Origin of the sequence: Acidovorax sp. 94 (genome assembly GCF_003634645.1) — a bacterium.
Lineage (GTDB): Bacteria > Pseudomonadota > Gammaproteobacteria > Burkholderiales > Burkholderiaceae_C > Acidovorax > Acidovorax facilis.
The window spans coordinates 4,984,715-5,003,455 of record NZ_RBJA01000001.1 but is presented as its reverse complement, the minus strand read 5'-3'; the positions used below and the strand labels follow the sequence as shown (position 1 = coordinate 5,003,455).

Genomic DNA, 18,741 nt, shown 5'->3' with positions numbered 1-18,741 from the left:
ATAGTAACTTGATTACACAATTTATCTAATAATTTCTGCGCACAAACTGTCAAAAAACGTTTTACAGCCTCTACAGCTACACAATTCGATGTAACGAGATTACAATTTCCAGCCGCAGACGCACAACAACACCCTGATACGGAGACCCCATGAGTTTTGACCTTGTCCTGTTTGGTGGAACAGGTGACCTGGCCTGGCGCAAGCTCATGCCCGCATTGTTTCAGGCGTTCCGGCACGGAACGCTGCCCGAGGGGGGGCGCATCATTGCCGTGGCGCGTGACGAGCTGAGCCACGAACAATACCGCAGCCTGATAAAGGCGCGGTTTGACAGCGTGGAACTGGCCAAGCGCCCCACCCCGGACGAGTTCGAACGCTTTGGCGCGCTGCTGCACTACCTGCGCATGGATCTGTCCAAAACCGAGGACTACACCAAGCTGGCTGCCATGCTGCATGAACGCGGCGCCGACTCGGTGGTGATGTATGTGGCCACCGCGCCCAGCCTGTTCACCAACGTGTGCGAGCAGATCGCCGCCGTGGGCCTGAACGGCCCCACCACCCGCGTGGTGCTGGAAAAACCGCTGGGCCACGACCTCCAATCGAACCAGGCCATCAACGACACGCTGCGCCGCGTGCTCAAGGAAGAGCAGGTCTTTCGCATCGACCACTACCTGGGCAAGCCCTCGGTGCAGAACCTGTTTGCCATGCGCTTTGGCAACGCACTGTTCGAGCCCCTGTGGCGGCGCGAAACCATTGCCAACATCCAGATCACCATTGCCGAAGAACTGGGCGTGGAAACGCGCGGCGCGTTCTATGACCAGACCGGCGCCCTGCGTGACATGGTGCAGAACCACGCGCTGCAACTGCTGTGCGCGATTGGGATGGAGCCGCCCATCAACTCCAGCGCCAACGCCATCCGCGATGAAAAGCTCAAGGTGCTGCAGTCGCTCAAGCCCTGGAGCATGGAGACCATCGGCCAGCACGTGATTCGCGGTCAGTATGCGGCGGGCAACGTGCACGGCGCGCAAGTGCCCGGCTACGCGCAGGAAAAAGGCGTGGCCCCCGGCAGCACCACCGAAACCTTTGTCGCGCTGCGCACCGAGATCAGCAACTGGCGCTGGGCCGGAGTGCCGTTCTACATCCGCACCGGCAAGCGCCTCGCCGGGCGCGACGCGCACATCGTCGTCAACTTCCGCCCCGTTCCGCACCCCATCTTCAAGACCCCGGTGGGCGCGGCCAACCGCCTGGTGATCAACTTGCAGCCCAAGGACGGGCTGGAGCTGCACCTGCTGGCCCAAGGCGCGGCCCAGCACCAAACAGAACCTGCGCTGTCGCAGGTGCACCTGAACCTGGACTTTGACCAGCGTTTTGGCACCGAGCGCGTGGGCGCCTACGAACGCCTGCTGCTCGACGTGATTGCGGGCCGCCTGAACCTGTTCGTGCGCAGCGACGAGCAGGAAGAAGCCTGGCGCTGGGTCGAGCCCATCCTGCAGCACTGGAAGAACGACCCCGTGGGGCCGCGCCCGTACACGGCGGGCAGTTGGGGGCCTAGCTCGGCCAGCGCGATGATTGCGAGGGATGGGTATTGCTGGAGCGAGGAGATGTGAGAGCCTCGCCACCGGGGCTGCAGACCATCGCAGTCCTGGTTGCTGGGCCTTTAGGTCTGCGCAGCCTCGCTGTGCAGCCACGACAGAAACGCCTCCACCGCCGGGCGCTTGGCGTGCCGCTCTGGATACACCGCGAAATGCGCCTTCACCCGCACGGCCTGCTCCATGCCGAACGGAGCCTTCAGCCTGCCATCGGCTAGGTGACCGCCTGCGTTGACGGCGCTCTCTAGCGCCACGCCCAGGCCCTGCGTGGCAGCATCCAGCGACATCTGGGCGCGGTCAAACCGCAGGGAGAAACGGTCGGGCGCCCGCAGTTTGGTGAACCGGCCAAACCAGTCGGACCACTGCACGATGCTCACGTTGCTCTGGATCAACGGCAGGTCCAGCAGCTGCTCGGCACGCTTGAGCTTGTGCGCCTTGATGAAGGCCGGGCTGGCGAGCGGCACGATCGCCTCCTCAAACAACGGCTCCACCACCAGATCGCCCCACTGCGGAATGCCGTAGCGGATGTCGATGTCGGCCTGGCCAAGCGCGAAATCGCTGGGTGTGTGAGCGGCCGAGAGATTGAGCGATATCTCCGGGTAGGCCTGCGCAAAGTGGTGCAGGCGCGGCATGAGCCACAGACTGGCAATGCTGGGTGCCGAGTGCACATACAGGCTGTTGCGGATGCCATGCCGCAAATCGTCCGTGGCCGTGGCAATGGCGTTGAGCGCGGAGCCCACATGCATCAGGTAGTGCTCGCCCGCAGGGCTCAGGCGCACCCCGTGGGCACTGCGCTCGAACAGGCGAATGTCCAGTTGGGCCTCCAGTCTGGAAACCTGGTGGCTGATGGCCGACGCCGTGAGGTTCAACTCCGCCGCTGCCAGCGCAAAGCTGCGGCGGCGCGCCACGGCCTCGAAGGCCTGCAGGTTGGCAATGGGCGGCAAGGTGGGCATGGGGTGAACCCTGACGTTAGATGACGGAATGTCATCTTACGCTGATGATTCATCGCTTGTCATCATCTTGAGCGGCTTTGAGAATCGGCTCCCAGAACAGGAGACATCGCGTTGACAGCCGTCCCTCGGGCAGCGTCCGCGTCTCCTGACGCCTTCACACCACAGGAGACAAGACACATGCTGCTCAAGAACCAGGTTGCCATCATTACCGGAGGGGCGGGTATCAATGGCCTCGGGTTTGCCACCGCCCGTTTGATGGCCGAGCAAGGGGCCAAGGTCGCGATCCTCGACCTCGAAGATGCCGACCCAGCGGGCGCCGCCGCTCGGCTGGGCGAGGGTCATCTGGGCCTGGTAGCCGATGTGACGGACAAGGCGTCGTGCGAAGCGGCGGCGGCCCAAGTGCGCGCCCATTTCGGCCGCATCGACACGCTGGTCAACAACGCGGGCATCACCCAGCCCGTCAAGACGCTGGAGATCACCGGCGCCGACTACGACCGCATTCTCAACGTCAGCCTGCGTGGCACGCTGTACATGTCACAGGCTGTGCTGCCCACGCTGCGCGCGCAGCAAAGTGGCTCCATCATCTGCATCTCGTCGGTGTCGGCCCAGCGCGGCGGCGGCATTCTGGGCGGGCCCCACTACTCGGCCGCCAAGGCAGGTGTGCTGGGCCTGGCCCGCGCCATGGCCCGCGAGTTTGGTCCTGAGAACATTCGCGTCAACTGCATCACGCCCGGCCTGATCGGCACGGACATCATCAAGGGCAAGCTGACCGAAGAGAAGAAGGCGGAGATTGCAGAGACGATTCCGCTCGCCCGCCTGGGCCGGGCCGATGACATTGCCGGAGCCTGCGTGTTTCTCGCCAGCCCGCTATCCACCTACTGCACCGGTATCACGCTGGACGTGAACGGCGGCATGCTCATTCACTGACCGCCCTCACGACCTGTCAACAAACATAAACCAGGAGACAAACCATGCAACGCAAAACCTTCACCCGCACCCTGTTGGCAGCCGCTGCCTTGGCGGTGGCACTGCCCGGGCTCGCGCAGGCGCAAACCATGAAGCTCACGCTGGGCCATGGCGCCGCGCCCGGCAATCCGCGCCACGAGGCCGCCGTCAAGTTCGCCGAAACCCTCAAGGCCAAGACGGCGGGTCGCATCGAAGTGCAGGTGGCGCCCTCCGCCCAGTTGGGCGACGACGCTGCCATGGTCACGGCCGTGCGTACCGGCGCGCTGGACATGACGGCGAACTCGCAAGGCGCCGTGTCGGTGGCCGTGCCCGAGTACGCCGCCTACGGCATGCCGTTCATGTTCTCCACTCCCGCGCAGGCCTTCAAGCTGCTGGACGGCCCGCTGGGCCAGGAGCTGGCGCAAAAATCCGCAGAGAAGGGCATGGTGGTGCTGGGCTATTGGGACAACGGCATCCGCCACATGACCAACAGCAAGCGGCCCATCACCAAGGTCGAAGACATGAAGGGCCTGAAGATGCGCACTCCGCCCGACGCGGTGCTGGTGGACATCATGCAGGCGCTGGGCGCCGAGGCGCAGCAGATCAAGTTTGCCGAGCTGTACGTCGCGCTGCAGCAGGGTGTGGTCGATGGGCAGGAGAACCCGCTGGTCAACATCCATGCGAGCAAGCTCTACGAAGTGCAAAAGCACCTGGCCCTGACGAGCCACATGTTCCAGATGACGCCGTTCCTGATGAGCAAGCGCACCTGGGACCGCCTGTCCGACGCCGACCGCAAGGCCGTGACCGAGGCCGCTGCCGAAGCCACGGCGCTGCAGCGCAAGATGTCGCAAGAGGCCGACGACAAGCTGTTGGACGACCTCAAGGCCAAGGGCGTGCAGGTGACCACGGTGGACAAGGCCGCGTTTGCCAAGGCCACGTCTGCGGTGGACGCCAAGTGGCTGACCACGCCCATCGGACCCTACCTCAAGAAAGTCATCGCCGCCGCGCGCTGATTGTTCTGGCCGCTGCTGCGCCTGTCCTCATTTCCCCGAAGCCGCTGCATGGGCCCCGGCCCTTGCAGCCAAAGGAGTCTCCCGATGAACTTCATCGAATGGGCCGTTGTCGGCGTGTGCCGAGTGCTGCTGTGGATCAGCACGTCCGTCATCTTCATCATCCTGGTGGCCAACACCGTGTTGCGCTACGCCACCGGCACCAGCCTGCAATGGGCCAATGAGGTGCCAGAGCTGCTATTCCCTTGGCAGGTCATGTCCGGTGTGGTGCTGGCGGCTGCGCACGGCGCCCACATCACCACCAGCTTTCTGATGGACGCTGTGCCCCCCGCGCTGCGCCGCTGGGCGTCCATTGGCAGCTGGCTGGTGGTGGCTGCGCTGTACGGCACGCTTGCCCGGGCCACGTACCAGATGCTGGAGATCGTGCACGACGAGAAGTCGCCCATCTTGCAGGTGCCCGGGTCGCTGACCTACGGCTGCGTGATGGGTGGGCTGGTGATGCTGGCGCTGCTGGCACTCAAGTCGGCCTGGAATGCGTGGGCCACGCCGCCGGTGCCCAGTGCCCCCAATGCTGAGACCGCCGTGCCCGAGGCGCACTGGTAGGCCCCGCCACCCACGCCAAGGATCTCACCATGAGCGCCCTCATTCTTTTCGTCTTTCTCGGTGCGGCCGTGCTGGCCATGCCCATCGCCCATGCGCTGCTGGTCGCGGCCATGGCCGCAGCCGCCACCTCCGACCGCGTGCCGCTTGACCTGCTGGTGCAGCAGATGGTGGCGCAGGTGCAGAGCTTTCCGCTGATCGCGATCCCGTTCTTCATGCTCACCGGCTCGCTCATGATGGGCGGTCGCCTCGGGGCCGCGCTGGTGGGCGTGCTCAGCACGCTGATCGGCCGCTTTCACGGTGGGCCTGCGCAGGTGGGCGTGCTGTCGTCCACGCTGTTCGGCGGTGTGTCGGGCTCGGCCGTGGCCGACGCCTCGGCCATCGGCTCGCTGCTGATTCCCTGGCACAAGCGCCTGGGCTATCCGCCTGCCTTCTCAGCGGCCACGTTGGCCGCAGCCGCCACCATTGACATCCTGATCCCGCCCTCGATCCCGATGATCCTGTTCGCGCTGACGGCCAATGCCTCCATTGCGGCACTGTTTGTCGCGGGCATCTTGCCCGGCATGCTGATGTGCGGCGGCTTTATGTTCATGTGCTGGTGGGTCGGCAAGCGCCGCAACTTCCCCCGGGATCTCACGCCCATCGACTGGCGCGTATTCCGCGTGCACCTTCTGTACTCGTCACCCGCGCTGCTGCTGCCGGTGCTGATCGTGCTGTTCCTGCGCTTTGGCATTGCAACGCCGACCGAGGTGGCCGTGCTGTCCACGCTGTACGCCGGGGTCGTGTCGGTGGTGGTGTACCGCGACCTCTCGTTCAAGCGCCTGAACGACGCCGTGGTGTCCGCTGGCCTCGCCACCGGTGTGGTGCTGCTGGTGATCATGGCGTCCGCCGCCATCGGCTGGCTGCTCACCTACGACCAGATGCCCACGGGCGTGGCCCACTGGATCCAGCAGAACGTGAGCCAGGGCTGGATCGTGATCCTGATCATGAACCTGCTGATGCTGTTCATCGGTATGTTCATCGACCTGCCAGCCGCTGTGCTGCTGCTGACCCCGGTGTTCCTGCCCCTGGCCCAGAGCATTGGCATGGACCCGGTGCAGCTGGGAATCATGATGGTGGTCAACCTGGCTGTGGGCCTCTACACCCCGCCGGTGGGCACCACGCTGTTCATCACCAGTGCACTGGCCAAGGTCAAGGTGGGCCAGACGGTGCGCGAGCTGGGGCCGTTTTACTTCGTGGCCTTACTGGTGCTGGCGCTGGTGTCTTACGTGCCCGCCTCGATCCTTCGCTAAACGCTTTTCTTCCCCCGCTTTCACACAGGAGAACTCCATGACTTCCGCCGCAGACAAACTGCAGGCGCTGGCCCGGTGCGCCCATCGCATCCGCCGCTACGCCGTTCGCATGGGTGAGGTTCAGGGCCAGGGCTACATCGGCCAGGCCCTGGGCTGGGCCGACGTGCTGGCCGTGGCTTACGGCCATGCCCTCCACCTGCAGCCGCAGAACCCTGAATGGGAGGGCCGCGACCGCTTCCTGCTGTCGCACGGCCACTACGCCATCGCGCACTACGCGGCGCTGATCGAAGCGGGCGTGATCCCGCAGGACGAACTCGAAACCTACGGCAGCGACGACAGCCGCCTGCCCATGAGCGGCATGGCCACGTACACGCCAGGCATGGAAATCTCGGGTGGCTCGCTGGGCCAAGGCCTGGTGATCGGTGTGGGCATGGCACTGGGCCTGAAGCAGAAAAAGAACCCCGCGTTCGTCTACAACTCTATGAGCGACGGCGAGCTGGACGAAGGCTCGACCTGGGAGGCCGCCATGTCGGCCGCCCACCACCAGCTCGACAACCTGATCTGCCTGGTGGACATCAACAACCAGCAAGCTGACGGCCCCAGCAGCAAAGTGCTGGGCTTCGAGCCGCTGGCCGACAAGTGGGCCGCGTTCGGCTGGCACGTGCAGCGCGTGGACGGCAACGACTTGGCCGCCGTGCTGGCCGCTTTCGACACCGCGCGCCACCTGAAAGAAGCCAAGCCGCGCGTGATCCTGTTCAACACGCTCATGGGCAAGGGCGTGCCCTTCCTGGAGACGCGCGACAAGAACCACTTCATCCGCGTCGATCCGCCCGAGTGGCAGCAGGCCCTCGCCATCCTCGACCAGAACGCACCCGAAGGAGCCGCCGTATGAACACCGTCGCCGAGAAAAAACCGCGCCTGACCACCTCCGCCATGATCGCCTCCATCGCGGGTGAGGGGCAGCGCGTCAAGGCCGCACCGTTTGGCAAGGCCCTGGTCGAACTGGCCGCCACCCGCCCTGAGATCGTGGGCATGACCGCAGACCTGGCCAAGTACACCGACCTGCACCTGTTTGCGCAGGCCTACCCCGAGCGCTTCTACCAGATGGGCATGGCCGAGCAGCTGCTGATGGGCGCGGCGGGCGGCATGGCCAAGGAAGGGCTGATTCCCTTTGCCACCACCTATGCCGTGTTCGGCACGCGCCGTGCGTACGACTTCATTCACCAGGTGATCGCCGAAGAAAACCTGAACGTGAAGATGTGCTGCGCGCTGCCCGGCCTGACCACCGGCTACGGCCCCAGCCACCAGGCCACCGAAGACCTGGCCATGATGCGTGGCATCCCGGGCCTGACCATCATCGACCCCTGCGATGCGCTCGACATCGAGCAGGCCGTGCCGCAGATGGCCGCCCACAACGGCCCCGTCTACATGCGCCTGCTGCGCGGCAACGTGCCTCTGGTGCTGGACGAGTACGACTACCAGTTCGAACTGGGCAAAGCCAAGCGCCTGGTGGATGGCGACGAGGTGCTCATCATCTCCAACGGCTTCCTGACCATGCGCGCGCTGGAGGTGGCCAAGGCGCTGCAGGCCGACCGCATCGGCGTGGGCGTGCTGCACTGCCCCACCATCAAGCCACTCGATGTTGCGACCATCCTGGCCGAGGTGCAGCGCAAGCCGCGCCTGGTGGTGGTGGCCGAGAACCACTCAGTGGTCGGCGGCCTGGGTGAAGCCGTGGCCAGCGCACTGCTGCAAAACGGTGTGCAGCCCACACGGTTCCGCCTGGCGGGGCTGCCCGATGCCTACCTCGATGCGGGCGCCTTGCCCACATTGCACGACCGCTACGGCATCAGCACCGAGGCGCTGTCGGCGCGCGTCAAGGCGTGGTTGCAATAGGACGGCATCTCAGGGGGGCAGGTCCGCACCCGCGGCGCCTGGTCAAGGCGCCGCACAGCCTCGCGGCAATGTGCCGCTTAACGCGCCCGGACTTCTTCCACCAGCTCGATCGGCAACCCATCAGGGTCGGCAAAAAAGGTGAACAACGCGCCGGTAAACGGATCGACCCGCACCGGCTCCACCGCCACGCCGTGCGCTACCAGCGTGCCCACGCTGGCCTCCATATCGGCTACGCGCAACGCCAGATGGCGCAGGCCACAGGCCTCGGGGTACGACGGGCGCTCGGGTGGATGGGGGAAGGAAAAAAGCTCCACCTGCGTTCCATCGGGTAACTGCAGGTCCAGCTTGTACGACTGCCGCTCCGCCCGAAAGACTTCGTGCACCACCCGCAGGCCGAGCACCTCGGTGTAGAAGCGGCGCGAGCGGACATAGTCGCTGGCGATGATGGCCACATGGTGCACACCGCTGACCTGTAGTGCAGGCCCCGGCGCGGGCGGTGCGGCAACTTCGCTGCTCATCCTTCAGAGCCGGCAATATCGAGCGCACGCGAAGCGCCATACAGCGCAGGCGTGGCGCTCGGGTCGATGATCCAGCAGGGGATGGACGCGAGGTAGGGCTGAAAGCGCCCCTTGGACTCGAACCGTGCGCGGAACGAGGATTTGTCGAACCACGTGCCCAGGCGCGGCACCATGCCGCCGCCAATGAACACGCCGCCGCGCGCGCCCAGGGTAAGGGCCAGGTTACCCGCCACGCTGCCCAGAAACCCGCAGAACAGGTCCAGCGCCTCCAGCGCCAAGGCGTCGTTGGACTGCAGGGCCAGCTCGGTCACTTCGGCGGCCGAACTGATCTCCTTGCCGCCGCGCTGGGCCAGCCTGCGCAGCGCGTGGTACAGGTCCACCAGCCCCGCACCCGACACCGCGCGCTCTGCGGACACATGGCCATAGCGTTCTTGCAGGATGGCCAGCACGTCGAATTCGCGCTGCGTCTGCGCGGCCAGCGAAACGTGCCCACCCTCGCCCGACAACGGCACACCGTTGCTGGACCCCGGCGGGAAGACCAGACCCGACACGCCCAGGCCCGTGCCCGGGCCCAGCAGCGCGATGGCGGCGCCCGGCACGGCCTCTCCACCGCCCACGGGGCGCAGCAGGTCGGGCGTCAGCAGGGGCAGCGCCAGCGCCAGCGCGGTGAAGTCGTTGATGACCACCAGGCGCTCAAAACCAAACGCCTCGCGCACCGCGCGCTGCGAGAAGCTCCAGCTGTGGTTGGTCATACGGATGGCGTCGCCCGTGACGGGGTTGGCAATGCCAAACGCAGCCTCGCGCGGGGTGGGTACGCCCACTTCTGTCAGATAGGCCGCCAGCGCAGCATCCACGGTGGGGAACTGCGCGCAGGGCAACACGCGCGTGTCATGCAAGGGGCCGCCCGGTTCGTTCTGCCAGGCCAGTCGGATGTTGGTGCCGCCGATGTCGGCAAGGAGGCGCTGAGGGTGCATGGGAAAAATATGAAAACCAAAGGTCACACGCCCCCGTTGCCCTGCGGCAGACGGCGGCCTGCGGATCGCCAACGCTATTATTTATATAGCTGCTGGCGCTTGATAGATAAGCGCTGGAGCCTCTTTTTACCTGAATTACCGCTTCAGGCAAAGACCAAAGCCCCTTCTCGCTGCGACCCAGGGGCCGGGGCTCCCAACCGCTCAGCCTGTCAATCGATCTTCGGACTTGGCGTCGAACCAGTGGGCGTTGGCGGGCTCTACCGCCAGGCCCACGGCGTCGCCGGGCTGCACGCGGGTCTGCGCATCGGTGCGCAGCGTGACGCTGCCTGCGGCGGTGTCCACCATCACATAGGTGTCGGGGCCCGTGGGCTCCACCACGCTGACCCGCCCGCGCCAGGGGGCGGTCTCCTGCATCACCAGGTGCTCAGGGCGCACGCCCAGCAGCACTTCGTTGGAACCGCTTTGTGGGGGGGATGGAGGTGCCAGGTTCAACGCCGCGCCCTGGATGCCAAACTGCCCGCCCGTGACCGCGCCACGCAGCAGGTTCATGGTGGGCGAGCCGATGAAGGTGGCCACGTAGGTATTGGCCGGGCGGTTGTAGATCTCGTCGGGCGTGCCCAGCTGCTGCACCACGCCGCCCTTCATCACCGCGATGCGCGAACCCAGGGTCATGGCTTCGACCTGGTCATGCGTCACGTACACGCTGGTGATGCCGCTGGCCTGGTGCAGGCGCTTGATCTCGGCGCGCATCTCCACGCGCAGCTTGGCGTCCAGGTTGGACAGCGGTTCGTCGAACAAGAAGAGCTGCGGCTGGCGCGCCAGGGCCCGGCCCATGGCCACACGCTGGCGCTGGCCGCCCGAGAGCTGGCTGGGTCGGCGGTCGAGCAGGTGGCTGATCTGCAGCATGGCGGCCACTTCGTCGATGCGCTTTTGCCGCTCTGGCTTGGGCATCTTGCGCATCTCCAGCGCAAAGCCAATGTTGTCGGCCACGGACAGCGTGGGGTACAGCGCGTAGCTCTGGAACACCATGGCGATGTCGCGGTCGCGCGGGGGCATGCCCACCACGTTCTTGCCACCGATGCGGATCTCGCCTTCGGTGGGTTCGTCCAGGCCCGCGATGATGTTGAGCAGCGTGGACTTGCCGCAGCCCGAAGGACCTACCAGGATCAGGAACTCGCCCGGTGCGACGTGGATGTCGATCTTGCGCAGCACCTCCACGCTTTTGTCGCCCTTGCCAAAGCGCTTGTTGATGCCTGCGATGTCGAGTGATGACGCCATGATTTCTAACCTTTAACCCTTGACTGCGCCCGCCGTGAGGCCGCGCACAAAAAACTTACCTGCAAGAACGTAGATCACCATGGTGGGCAGGCCCGCGATGATGGCGGCCGCCATGTCCACGTTGTAGGCCTTCACACTGCTGCTGGTGTTGGCCAGGTTGTTCAGGCCCACGGTCACCGGCTTGGAGTCGGTGCCCGAGAACACCACACCGAACAGGAAGTCGTTCCAGATGTTGGTGAACTGCCAGATCAGCGTGACCATGATGATGGGCGTGGACAGCGGCAGCACGATGCGCCAGAAGATCTGGAAGAAGCTGGCGCCATCCATGCGCGCCGCGTTCACCAGCTCCTTCGGGATCGCCGCGTAGTAGTTGCGAAAGAACAGCGTGGTGCCCGCCAGCCCCGCCAGGCAGTGCACCAGCACCAGCCCGGTGATGGAACTCGAAAGCCCTAGCCATCCCAGCACCTGGCTCATGGGCAGCAGCACCACCTGGAACGGCATGAACACACCAAACAGCAGCATGCCGAACAGCGCATCGCTGCCGCGAAACTTCCACAGGCTCAGCACATAACCATTGAGCGCACCCCACACGGTGGAGATCATCACGGCCGGTACGGCCATGGCCACCGAATTCCAGAAGAATGGGCGCAGGCCATTGCAGTCCACGCCCGTGCAGGCGCTGGACCAGGCCGTGCCCCAGGCGGCCCCGTTCAGCGCAGCGGGCAGCGCCAGCAGCGAGGTGCTGCGAATCTCCTCGGCATCCTTGAACGAGGTGACCAGCATGGCGTACAGCGGTAGCAGGAAGAACGCGGTGGCCAGGGCCAGCACGGCATAGACCAGCAAGCGGCCGAGCGACGGAAAGAGGGAGGGCTTAGCGGTCATGGGGCTTGGTCCGCAGTTCGCTGTAAAGGTAAGGGATGACCAGTGCCGCCACGGTGGCCAGCATCATGGTGGCACTGGCGGCGCCCAGGCCGATCTGGCCGCGCGAGAACGACATGGTGTACATGAACGTTGCTGGCACGTCGGTGGAAAAACCAGGGCCACCGGCGGTGAGCGCCATCACCAGGTCAAAGCTCTTGATCGCCAGGTGCGACAGCACCATGACTGTGGAGAAGAACACGGGCCGCAGTGCGGGCAGCACGATGCGCCAGTAGATGCGTGGCAAGGATGCACCATCGACCTGCGCGGCCTTGATGATGCTGTCGTCGATGCCCCGCAGGCCCGCCAGGAACAGCGCCATCGCAAAACCAGCGCTTTGCCAGATGCCTGCAATCACCACGCAGTAGATGGCCATCTCGGTGTCCACCAGCCAGCCAAACTCAAAATTCGGAAAGCCCCAGTCGCGCACCATTTTTTCGATGCCCAGGCCCGGGTTCAGCAGCCACTTCCAGGCCGTGCCCGTGACCACAAACGACAGGGCCATGGGGTACAGGTAAATGGTGCGCAGCGCGCCCTCAGCGCGGATCTTCTGGTCCAGCAGCACGGCCAGCACGACGCCGATGGCCAGGGACCCGCCCACGTAGCCCACGCCGAAGATGCCGAGGTTCTTGAGCGCGACCCACCAGCGGTCCATCTCCCAGAGTTTTTCGTACTGCGCGAGGCCCACCCACTCGTAGTTCGGGAGCATGCGCGATGCGGAGAGGCTCAGCACGCCATTCCAGACCATCAGGCCATAGATGAAGGCAAAGCCCAGTACAAAAGCCGGTGTCACGACCAGCTTGGGAAGCCATGTTTCAAAGGTGTTTTTGCTCATGGCCACGGTATGTGTTTGTCATCGTCCTGCATGTAAAAAAAGCGGGGGACACGCAGGAGTGCCCCCCAAATGAACAAAGTAACCTCTGACTAACTCGCTAACTCGCTAACTCACTACCTACTCAACGGATCACCACCACACCTCGTACTGCACGCCCACCAGCGTGCGCGAGGTCTTGCCATTGGCGCCAAAGGTTGCGGCATTGGCCAGTGCCGCCGCCTGGTTCCAGTTGGCTTTGGTCACGTACAGACGCAACTCGGGACGTGACCAGAAGTCTTCCGACAGGGCCAAGGCGCCCGCCAGCGTGACCTTGGACAGGCGCTGGTCGGCACCAGTGCCCTTGCGGGTGGTGGTGGACACTTCCACCAGGCCCTTGAAGTTCTTGGTGAACGCATAGGAGCCACGGCCGCCCAGCGAGAAGTCCTTGGTCTCCACGCCCGTCAGATCAGCCTTGTTGGTCTGGTAGCCAATGAGGGCCTGACCACCAAACGGGCCGCTTTGCCAATTGATGGAGTCGGCGATGCGGGTGGCGCGCTTGCCAGCGCTGGTGCCCTCGATGGCCTCGAACTCTCCGTCGATGCGCGCATGGCCCCGCGATGTTTGCAGGTACAGCGTATTGGTGATGCTGGGCAGCAGGAATTCCTTTTGGGTGTGCATGAAGGAGATGCCCGAGCCCGAACCGCCATTGACCTGGCCCTTGCCCCCCACCGCCGTCAGCAGCACCCGCAGCTTGCCGCCCGGGTTGGTGTTGATCTCCGACAGGTCGGCGTTGATGCGGTGCGCCTTCACATTGTTGGGCAGGCCACCGTCGAACTTGTCGCCGGTGAACACGCCCAGGCCCAGCTTCATGCCGCCGACGGGCACGTCGGTCACACCGGCGCCGATGTTGTCGCCGTAGTTCAGCAGGAAGTAGTCGACGATGTGCACGTCCTGGATCCGCAGGCGGCGCTGACCGACCCAGAACTTGGCTTCGGGTGAGAACGAGAAGCCGCTCATTTCCACAAATGCCTGTTCGGTGCTGATGTCGCCACTGCCCCACTTGGCGGGCATGTAGTTGACCTTCCACTTGACACCGCCGGCTTCAAAACCGCGTGCAAAGTTGACTTCGATGCCGTTGTCACCCTCGTTGCCCAGGCGGTATTTTTGCAGCTCGCCACCCAGCGAAAGGTTGCCCTTGACGCCGTCGGAGTGGTTGAACACCGGGCCGCCCCGCGAGTAACCGTTGAACTCAAAGCCTGCTACATCCATAGCAAAGGCGCCATTCGCGCATGCGGCGGCCAAAGCCACCGCCGTAAGGCGGTTTCTTGTCTTCATGATGGGATCCCTCTGGGGTTGGTTTTAGTGCGTGTGTGCGCGTGTGTCTTGCACGGCTTACTTGGTTTTCGCGGCGGCCGCGATCTTCTTCATGGCATCGGCGACGCTGACCTTGTCGTCGTTCCAGAACTGGCTGACCACGTCCTTGATGGCGCCTTCGGTGGCCGGGGCAATTGCCATGCCGTGGGCCGCACTGGGCACCAGGCCGCCGCTCTTGGCGGTGTCCACAAAGTCCTTGGCCGAGGCCTTCGCGCAGTCGTCAAACTTGTCCATGGGCTGGCCCGCGCGCACGGGGATGGAGCCCTTGTTCAGGTTGAACACTTCCTGGAAAGCCGGGCTCATGATGGCGCTGGCCAGGTCGCTCTGCGCCTTCTGTGCGGCAGCATCCTTCAGCTTGAACAGAATGAACGAATCGACGTTGAAGGTGAACGCGTTGGCCGAGCCCGGTGCAGGAGCACACAGGAAGTCTTTGCCCGGCGCCTTGCCTGCGGCCAGGAACTCGCCCTTGGCCCAGTCGCCCATCAGCTGAAAGCCTGCCTTGCCCTGGATCAGCATGGCCGTCGCCAGGTTCCAGTCGCGGCCAGGGGCGCCGGGGTCGGTGTAGCCCTTGATGCGGCGGAAGGTCTCCAGCGACTTCTTCATGGTGTCGCTGTTGATGGCCTTGTCGTCAAGCTTGACCAAGGCGTCCTGGTAGAACTTGGGGCCACCCACGCCGAGCACCACCGATTCAAACGTGGTGAAGTCCTGCCAGTTCTGGCCACCGTGGGCCACGGGCACCAGGCCGGCGGCCTTGAGCTTGTCGGCTGCCGCAAAGAACTCGTCCCAGGTCTTGGGCATGGCGGCCACGCCAGCCTTCTTCAGGGCCTCGGAACTGCCCCACATCCAGTTCACACGGTGCACGTTGACCGGGGCGGCCACGTAAGCGCCCTTGTACTTCATGACATCGGCGACCACCTTGGGCAGCAGGTCATCCCATTTTTCAGCCTTGGCCAGGGTGTCCATGTTGGCCAGCACGCCTTCGGACGCCCACTCCTGAATGGCCGGGCCCTTGGTCTGCGCAGCCGACGGTGGGTTGCCCGAGATCACGCGGCTCTTGAGCACGGTCATGGCGCTGTCGCCACCGCCACCGGCCACGGCAAAGTCGCGCCAGGTGTGGCCCTTGCCCTGCATGATCTTCTTGAGCTCGGCCACCGACTTGGCTTCGCCGCCCGAAGTCCAGTAGTGCAGGACCTCCACCTCCCCCGCGCTGGCCGACATCGCTGCCGCCAGGCCCACCGCCACTGCGGCGATTTTTGTCATCTTCCACATACCCGTGTCTCCTCGATGTTTGAATCCGTTGGTGCGCCGCAATCCGGTGCTGTTCAGCGCAGTCGGTACTTTAATTACAATAATTAATGAACATATCAGGGCTTTCCCGGGTGTGGGTTACATACCAACGCCATTGGCCCGTTATTGAATTACCAACCGCTGCGGGTGCAAGCATTGCCGTGCTGCAGGAGCCGCTGGCGGGGTGCTTTGTTATGCTCAATCCCATGGCCACGATACTGATTGTTGAAGATGATGCCCTGCTGCTGGACGCGCTGACTGGCCAGCTCCAGCAGCTGGAATTCGGCGTGCACACGGCCTCCAGTGTGGCCGAGGCCACCACGCTGCTGCAGTCGCAGGCGGTGGACGGCATCATCCTGGACCTGGGCCTGCCCGGCGCCGACGGCATGGAGCTTCTGACCTGGGCGCGCACCCACATTGCCGGCCTGCCCGTGCTGATTCTGACCGCGCGCGATGGCGTGGAAGACCGCGTGCTGGGTCTCAATGCCGGGGCTGACGACTACATCACCAAGCCCTTCAACATGCAGGAGCTGCAGGCCCGCCTGCAGGCCATGCTGCGCCGTGCGCGCCAGCCCGCCTTTACCCAGGCCAGCAGCGCCGCAGGGGGCGCCAGCACCACCATCGGCCCGCTGGTGCTGGACCACGCCAGCCATTCGGCGGCGCTCAATGGCGACCTGCTCGACCTGACCCAGCGCGAATGGGAGCTGCTGGAGTTGCTGGTCAACCGCTGTGGCGAAGTCGTCACGCGCGACGATGTGCTGGCCGCCTGGCGCGCCAGCCCCCCGGAGCCCGGACAAACCGCCGCGCCCCCGCTCAACTCCAACGCGCTGGAGGTGTATGTGCACCGCCTGCGCAAGAAGCTCGACACCTCGCCGCTGGCCATCCGCAACATCCGGGGGCTGGGGTACATGCTGAACAGGCCGTGAAGTGGAGTGCCCCCCTGAGTCGCTGCGCGCCTTCCCCCCAGGGGGACGCCGCCAGCGCGGCGGGGCGGCCCTTGCGCGGCGGCCCTGGCCTGGCCGCACCGGTTTCGCCCGCTGTGCCGCAAACTCACTTGACTGGCTGCATCACCCAAATTGCCCCCAACCGTTCGGGCTGAGCCTGTCGAAGCCGGGGAGTGTTTTTGCAAACAGCCCTTCGACAACCTCAGGGCGAATACTCCCTCTGCGGCAAGTCTTCCATCAGACAAACTTGTATTGGTAATTCATGCGCCACGTTCCGGGGGTTTCTCTTCAACGCAAGCTGCTGCTGTGGCTGTTGCTGCCGCAGCTGGTCTTGTGGCTGTCGGGCGGGTTTCTGGCGTGGCGTATTGCGCTGCAGAACGGCGAGAAGGGCATTGACCAGACGCTGACGCAGTCGGTGCGAGCGCTCGCGCGGCAGATCAAGCCGATCGGGGACGGGTTGCTGGTGGACTTTCCCAAGGCCGCGCAGGACATCCTGGAGCAGGACCCGGCCGACCGCATCACCTACATGGTCTCGTCCCCGCCCGGCCGCTTTCTGCTGGGCAATGCCCAGTTGCCCCCGCCGCCGCCCGTGGAGGTGCGCGTAGGCGACCCCTACCTGTACCACGCCCGCGTGGACGACCGCCCCGTGCGCGTGGCGCTGCTGGACGTGGACTACGGCACACCCCAGACGCGCCAGACCCTGCGCGTGCAGGTGGCGCAGAGCCTCACCGTGCGCGAGCGCATCGCGCAGGAGCTGCTGGAGCAGATGGTGTTCCCCATGGGGCTGATGGGCCTGGCGCTGAGCGCCGTGGTGTATGCGGGCGTGCTGCGCGGCCTGCAGCCCTTGAAGCGCCTGGAGGCCCAGATCGAGCGCGCCGGCGCCCTGCCGCAGGCTGGCACCACACCGCTGCCCCCCATCGAGCTGACCTCGGCTCCGCAGGAGGTGCATTCGCTGGCCAGCACCATCAACCGGCTGCTGGAGACCGTGGCGCGCGGCCAGCAAAAGGAAAAGCGCTTTCTCAACGACGCTGCGCACCAACTGCGCACCCCGCTGGCCGGGCTCATCGGCCAGACCGAGCTGGCCCTGCACGAAAGCCATGAGCCCGCCGTGCAGGAACGGCTGCAGAAAGTGCTTTCGGCCGCCCAGCGCAGCGCCCACTTGGTGCACCAGCTGCTGCAGCTGGCGCGCTCCGAATCGAACGTGGAGATGCAGGCCATCGACCTGGCCTGCCTGGCCCGCGAAGTCGCTCGCGAATGGGCAGCCCGCGCCCTGGCGCAGGGCATGGACCTGGGCTACGAGGGTGACGACAGCCTGCCCGTGCAAGGCCAGCCGGTGCTGCTGCGCGAGGCGCTCAACAACCTCATCGACAACGCACTGCACTACGCAGGCCCCGGCGCCACGGTGACAGTGCGTGTTGGCCACGAGGAGCCCGGGCGCTGGGCCTTGCTGCTGGTGGAGGACGACGGACCGGGCGTGCCAGCCGAACACCTGGGCGATCTGTTTGCGCGCTTCTGGCGCGGGTCGGACAAGGCGGGGGGGTGTGGGCTCGGGCTGTCGATCGTGGAAGAGATCGCGCTGCGGCATGGCGGCCGGACGGTGGCGGAGGGGGTGGTGCCTAGGGGGTTGCGGGTTGGGATGCGGCTGCCTGCGGGGTGAATTTTTGGTTTTTTTGGGGTCTGGCGCTTGACCTACGAGCGCGGGAAGCTGCTTTTTTCATAGCATCTTGCACGTACCATTCGGACTGAGCCTGTCAAAGCAAGGGCAAGCTCGTTCTCTGGTTTATGCAGCGTGCTTGGGTCAAGGGCGAAGGCCGGGAGTCGCCCGGCATGCGAGTAACTTTCTTTCGCGTCGCCGAAAGAAAGTCACCAAAGAAAGGGCGACCCTGCTGTCTGCGACCCCTGCGCTTCGCTCCGGGGCAACCTAGGGTGCTCGGTCACGGGGTGCACCGCAGAACTCGCTGCGCGCCTGCGGCGCTCCGCTCGAACAACTGCGGTGAGTCAGTTCACGAAGCGCGTGTGTCCTTCGGCACACGCGCCACCCCGCGCCCTGCGCGCCCCAGGCGCATCCAGAAGGGAACCCAGAACATCCACACGGGCCATTGCTGCGCAACCTGGGCCGAGCGCAGCAATGGCCCGTGTGGATGTTCGGCTGCCCAACCCCCTGTTGGCTGCGCCTGCGGCGGGGCGGTTGGGGGGTGAGCATGGGCGTCGGAGCGCCCATGCCTCGTTAACTGACTCGCCGTGGTTGTCCGAGCGGCGCGCGCCAGCGCAAAGCGAGTTCCACGGCGCACCCAGCAACCGCCCCGACGCAGGTTTACCCCGTAGCGAAGCGCAGGGGTCGCAGACTGGGGGGCG

General features: G+C 65.1%; 17 protein-coding genes. 9 read left to right on the top strand and 8 right to left on the bottom strand.

Annotated elements, in window-relative coordinates:
• The first annotated feature begins 149 nt into the window (after positions 1 to 149).
• On the top strand, positions 150 to 1,604 hold the full coding sequence (zwf, locus tag C8C94_RS23030; RefSeq protein ID WP_121422369.1) for a glucose-6-phosphate dehydrogenase: 1,455 nt from the start codon (positions 150 to 152) through the stop codon (positions 1,602 to 1,604).
• Between the two features lie 50 nt (positions 1,605 to 1,654).
• Here the strand turns inward: zwf and C8C94_RS23025 are convergent, their stop codons facing one another.
• On the bottom strand, positions 1,655 to 2,539 hold the full coding sequence (locus C8C94_RS23025; protein WP_121422368.1) for a LysR substrate-binding domain-containing protein: 885 nt from the start codon (positions 2,537 to 2,539) through the stop codon (positions 1,655 to 1,657).
• 177 nt (positions 2,540 to 2,716) lie between these two features.
• Here C8C94_RS23025 and C8C94_RS23020 point away from each other — a divergent pair, with 177 nt between their 5' ends.
• The 6 genes from C8C94_RS23020 to C8C94_RS22995 all read left to right on the top strand — a co-directional run bounded on the left by C8C94_RS23020 (position 2,717) and on the right by C8C94_RS22995 (position 8,279).
• Entirely contained in the window at positions 2,717 to 3,466 is a 750-nt protein-coding gene (locus tag C8C94_RS23020) for an SDR family NAD(P)-dependent oxidoreductase (RefSeq protein WP_121422367.1), read from the top strand.
• Between the two features lie 44 nt (positions 3,467 to 3,510).
• A complete protein-coding gene (locus C8C94_RS23015) occupies positions 3,511 to 4,497 on the top strand; it encodes a TRAP transporter substrate-binding protein (RefSeq protein ID WP_121422366.1) in 987 nt (328 codons plus the stop codon).
• 84 nt (positions 4,498 to 4,581) lie between these two features.
• Entirely contained in the window at positions 4,582 to 5,097 is a 516-nt protein-coding gene (locus C8C94_RS23010; RefSeq protein WP_121422365.1) for a TRAP transporter small permease, read from the top strand.
• A 29-nt stretch (positions 5,098 to 5,126) separates the two neighbouring features.
• Positions 5,127 to 6,386 (top strand): TRAP transporter large permease, encoded by a 1,260-nt coding sequence (locus tag C8C94_RS23005; RefSeq protein WP_121422364.1) that lies wholly within the window; start codon positions 5,127 to 5,129, stop codon positions 6,384 to 6,386.
• A 37-nt stretch (positions 6,387 to 6,423) separates the two neighbouring features.
• Positions 6,424 to 7,278 (top strand): transketolase, encoded by an 855-nt coding sequence (locus C8C94_RS23000; protein ID WP_121422363.1) that lies wholly within the window; start codon positions 6,424 to 6,426, stop codon positions 7,276 to 7,278.
• On the top strand, positions 7,275 to 8,279 hold the full coding sequence (locus tag C8C94_RS22995) for a transketolase family protein (RefSeq protein ID WP_121422362.1): 1,005 nt from the start codon (positions 7,275 to 7,277) through the stop codon (positions 8,277 to 8,279). The genes C8C94_RS23000 and C8C94_RS22995 overlap by 4 nt, the downstream gene beginning before the upstream one ends.
• Before the next feature lie 77 nt (positions 8,280 to 8,356).
• Here C8C94_RS22995 and C8C94_RS22990 read toward each other — a convergent pair whose 3' ends face one another.
• The 7 genes from C8C94_RS22990 to C8C94_RS22960 all read right to left on the bottom strand — a co-directional run bounded on the left by C8C94_RS22990 (position 8,357) and on the right by C8C94_RS22960 (position 15,424).
• Positions 8,357 to 8,797 (bottom strand): VOC family protein, encoded by a 441-nt coding sequence (locus C8C94_RS22990; RefSeq protein ID WP_121422361.1) that lies wholly within the window; start codon positions 8,795 to 8,797, stop codon positions 8,357 to 8,359.
• Positions 8,794 to 9,771 (bottom strand): glucokinase, encoded by a 978-nt coding sequence (gene glk, locus C8C94_RS22985; protein WP_121422360.1) that lies wholly within the window; start codon positions 9,769 to 9,771, stop codon positions 8,794 to 8,796. The genes C8C94_RS22990 and glk overlap by 4 nt, the downstream gene beginning before the upstream one ends.
• A gap of 201 nt (positions 9,772 to 9,972) precedes the next feature.
• Complete coding sequence (locus tag C8C94_RS22980) at positions 9,973 to 11,049, bottom strand: ABC transporter ATP-binding protein (RefSeq protein WP_121422359.1); 1,077 nt, start codon at positions 11,047 to 11,049, stop codon at positions 9,973 to 9,975.
• Positions 11,050 to 11,061: 12 nt separating this feature from the next.
• Positions 11,062 to 11,931 (bottom strand): carbohydrate ABC transporter permease, encoded by an 870-nt coding sequence (locus tag C8C94_RS22975; protein WP_121422358.1) that lies wholly within the window; start codon positions 11,929 to 11,931, stop codon positions 11,062 to 11,064.
• Complete coding sequence (locus tag C8C94_RS22970) at positions 11,921 to 12,802, bottom strand: carbohydrate ABC transporter permease (RefSeq protein ID WP_121422357.1); 882 nt, start codon at positions 12,800 to 12,802, stop codon at positions 11,921 to 11,923. The genes C8C94_RS22975 and C8C94_RS22970 overlap by 11 nt, the downstream gene beginning before the upstream one ends.
• A gap of 129 nt (positions 12,803 to 12,931) precedes the next feature.
• A complete protein-coding gene (locus C8C94_RS22965) occupies positions 12,932 to 14,050 on the bottom strand; it encodes a carbohydrate porin (RefSeq protein ID WP_121422356.1) in 1,119 nt (372 codons plus the stop codon).
• A gap of 123 nt (positions 14,051 to 14,173) precedes the next feature.
• Entirely contained in the window at positions 14,174 to 15,424 is a 1,251-nt protein-coding gene (locus C8C94_RS22960) for an ABC transporter substrate-binding protein (protein ID WP_121422355.1), read from the bottom strand.
• Between the two features lie 224 nt (positions 15,425 to 15,648).
• Here C8C94_RS22960 and C8C94_RS22955 point away from each other — a divergent pair, with 224 nt between their 5' ends.
• Both C8C94_RS22955 and C8C94_RS22945 read left to right on the top strand, forming a co-directional pair.
• Positions 15,649 to 16,368 (top strand): response regulator transcription factor, encoded by a 720-nt coding sequence (locus C8C94_RS22955; RefSeq protein ID WP_055395176.1) that lies wholly within the window; start codon positions 15,649 to 15,651, stop codon positions 16,366 to 16,368.
• 280 nt (positions 16,369 to 16,648) lie between these two features.
• On the top strand, positions 16,649 to 18,043 hold the full coding sequence (locus tag C8C94_RS22945) for a sensor histidine kinase (protein WP_121422354.1): 1,395 nt from the start codon (positions 16,649 to 16,651) through the stop codon (positions 18,041 to 18,043).
• The last annotated feature ends 698 nt before the right edge of the window (positions 18,044 to 18,741 follow it).

Coding starts and splice junctions, on each gene's coding strand:
- zwf (WP_121422369.1), top strand. CDS start 150: ATGAGTTTTGACCTTGTCCTGTTTGGTGGAACAGGTGACCTGGCCTGG.
- C8C94_RS23025 (WP_121422368.1), bottom strand. CDS start 2,539: ATGCCCACCTTGCCGCCCATTGCCAACCTGCAGGCCTTCGAGGCCGTG.
- C8C94_RS23020 (WP_121422367.1), top strand. CDS start 2,717: ATGCTGCTCAAGAACCAGGTTGCCATCATTACCGGAGGGGCGGGTATC.
- C8C94_RS23015 (WP_121422366.1), top strand. CDS start 3,511: ATGCAACGCAAAACCTTCACCCGCACCCTGTTGGCAGCCGCTGCCTTG.
- C8C94_RS23010 (WP_121422365.1), top strand. CDS start 4,582: ATGAACTTCATCGAATGGGCCGTTGTCGGCGTGTGCCGAGTGCTGCTG.
- C8C94_RS23005 (WP_121422364.1), top strand. CDS start 5,127: ATGAGCGCCCTCATTCTTTTCGTCTTTCTCGGTGCGGCCGTGCTGGCC.
- C8C94_RS23000 (WP_121422363.1), top strand. CDS start 6,424: ATGACTTCCGCCGCAGACAAACTGCAGGCGCTGGCCCGGTGCGCCCAT.
- C8C94_RS22995 (WP_121422362.1), top strand. CDS start 7,275: ATGAACACCGTCGCCGAGAAAAAACCGCGCCTGACCACCTCCGCCATG.
- C8C94_RS22990 (WP_121422361.1), bottom strand. CDS start 8,797: ATGAGCAGCGAAGTTGCCGCACCGCCCGCGCCGGGGCCTGCACTACAG.
- glk (WP_121422360.1), bottom strand. CDS start 9,771: ATGCACCCTCAGCGCCTCCTTGCCGACATCGGCGGCACCAACATCCGA.
- C8C94_RS22980 (WP_121422359.1), bottom strand. CDS start 11,049: ATGGCGTCATCACTCGACATCGCAGGCATCAACAAGCGCTTTGGCAAG.
- C8C94_RS22975 (WP_121422358.1), bottom strand. CDS start 11,931: ATGACCGCTAAGCCCTCCCTCTTTCCGTCGCTCGGCCGCTTGCTGGTC.
- C8C94_RS22970 (WP_121422357.1), bottom strand. CDS start 12,802: ATGAGCAAAAACACCTTTGAAACATGGCTTCCCAAGCTGGTCGTGACA.
- C8C94_RS22965 (WP_121422356.1), bottom strand. CDS start 14,050: ATGGATGTAGCAGGCTTTGAGTTCAACGGTTACTCGCGGGGCGGCCCG.
- C8C94_RS22960 (WP_121422355.1), bottom strand. CDS start 15,424: ATGTGGAAGATGACAAAAATCGCCGCAGTGGCGGTGGGCCTGGCGGCA.
- C8C94_RS22955 (WP_055395176.1), top strand. CDS start 15,649: ATGGCCACGATACTGATTGTTGAAGATGATGCCCTGCTGCTGGACGCG.
- C8C94_RS22945 (WP_121422354.1), top strand. CDS start 16,649: ATGCGCCACGTTCCGGGGGTTTCTCTTCAACGCAAGCTGCTGCTGTGG.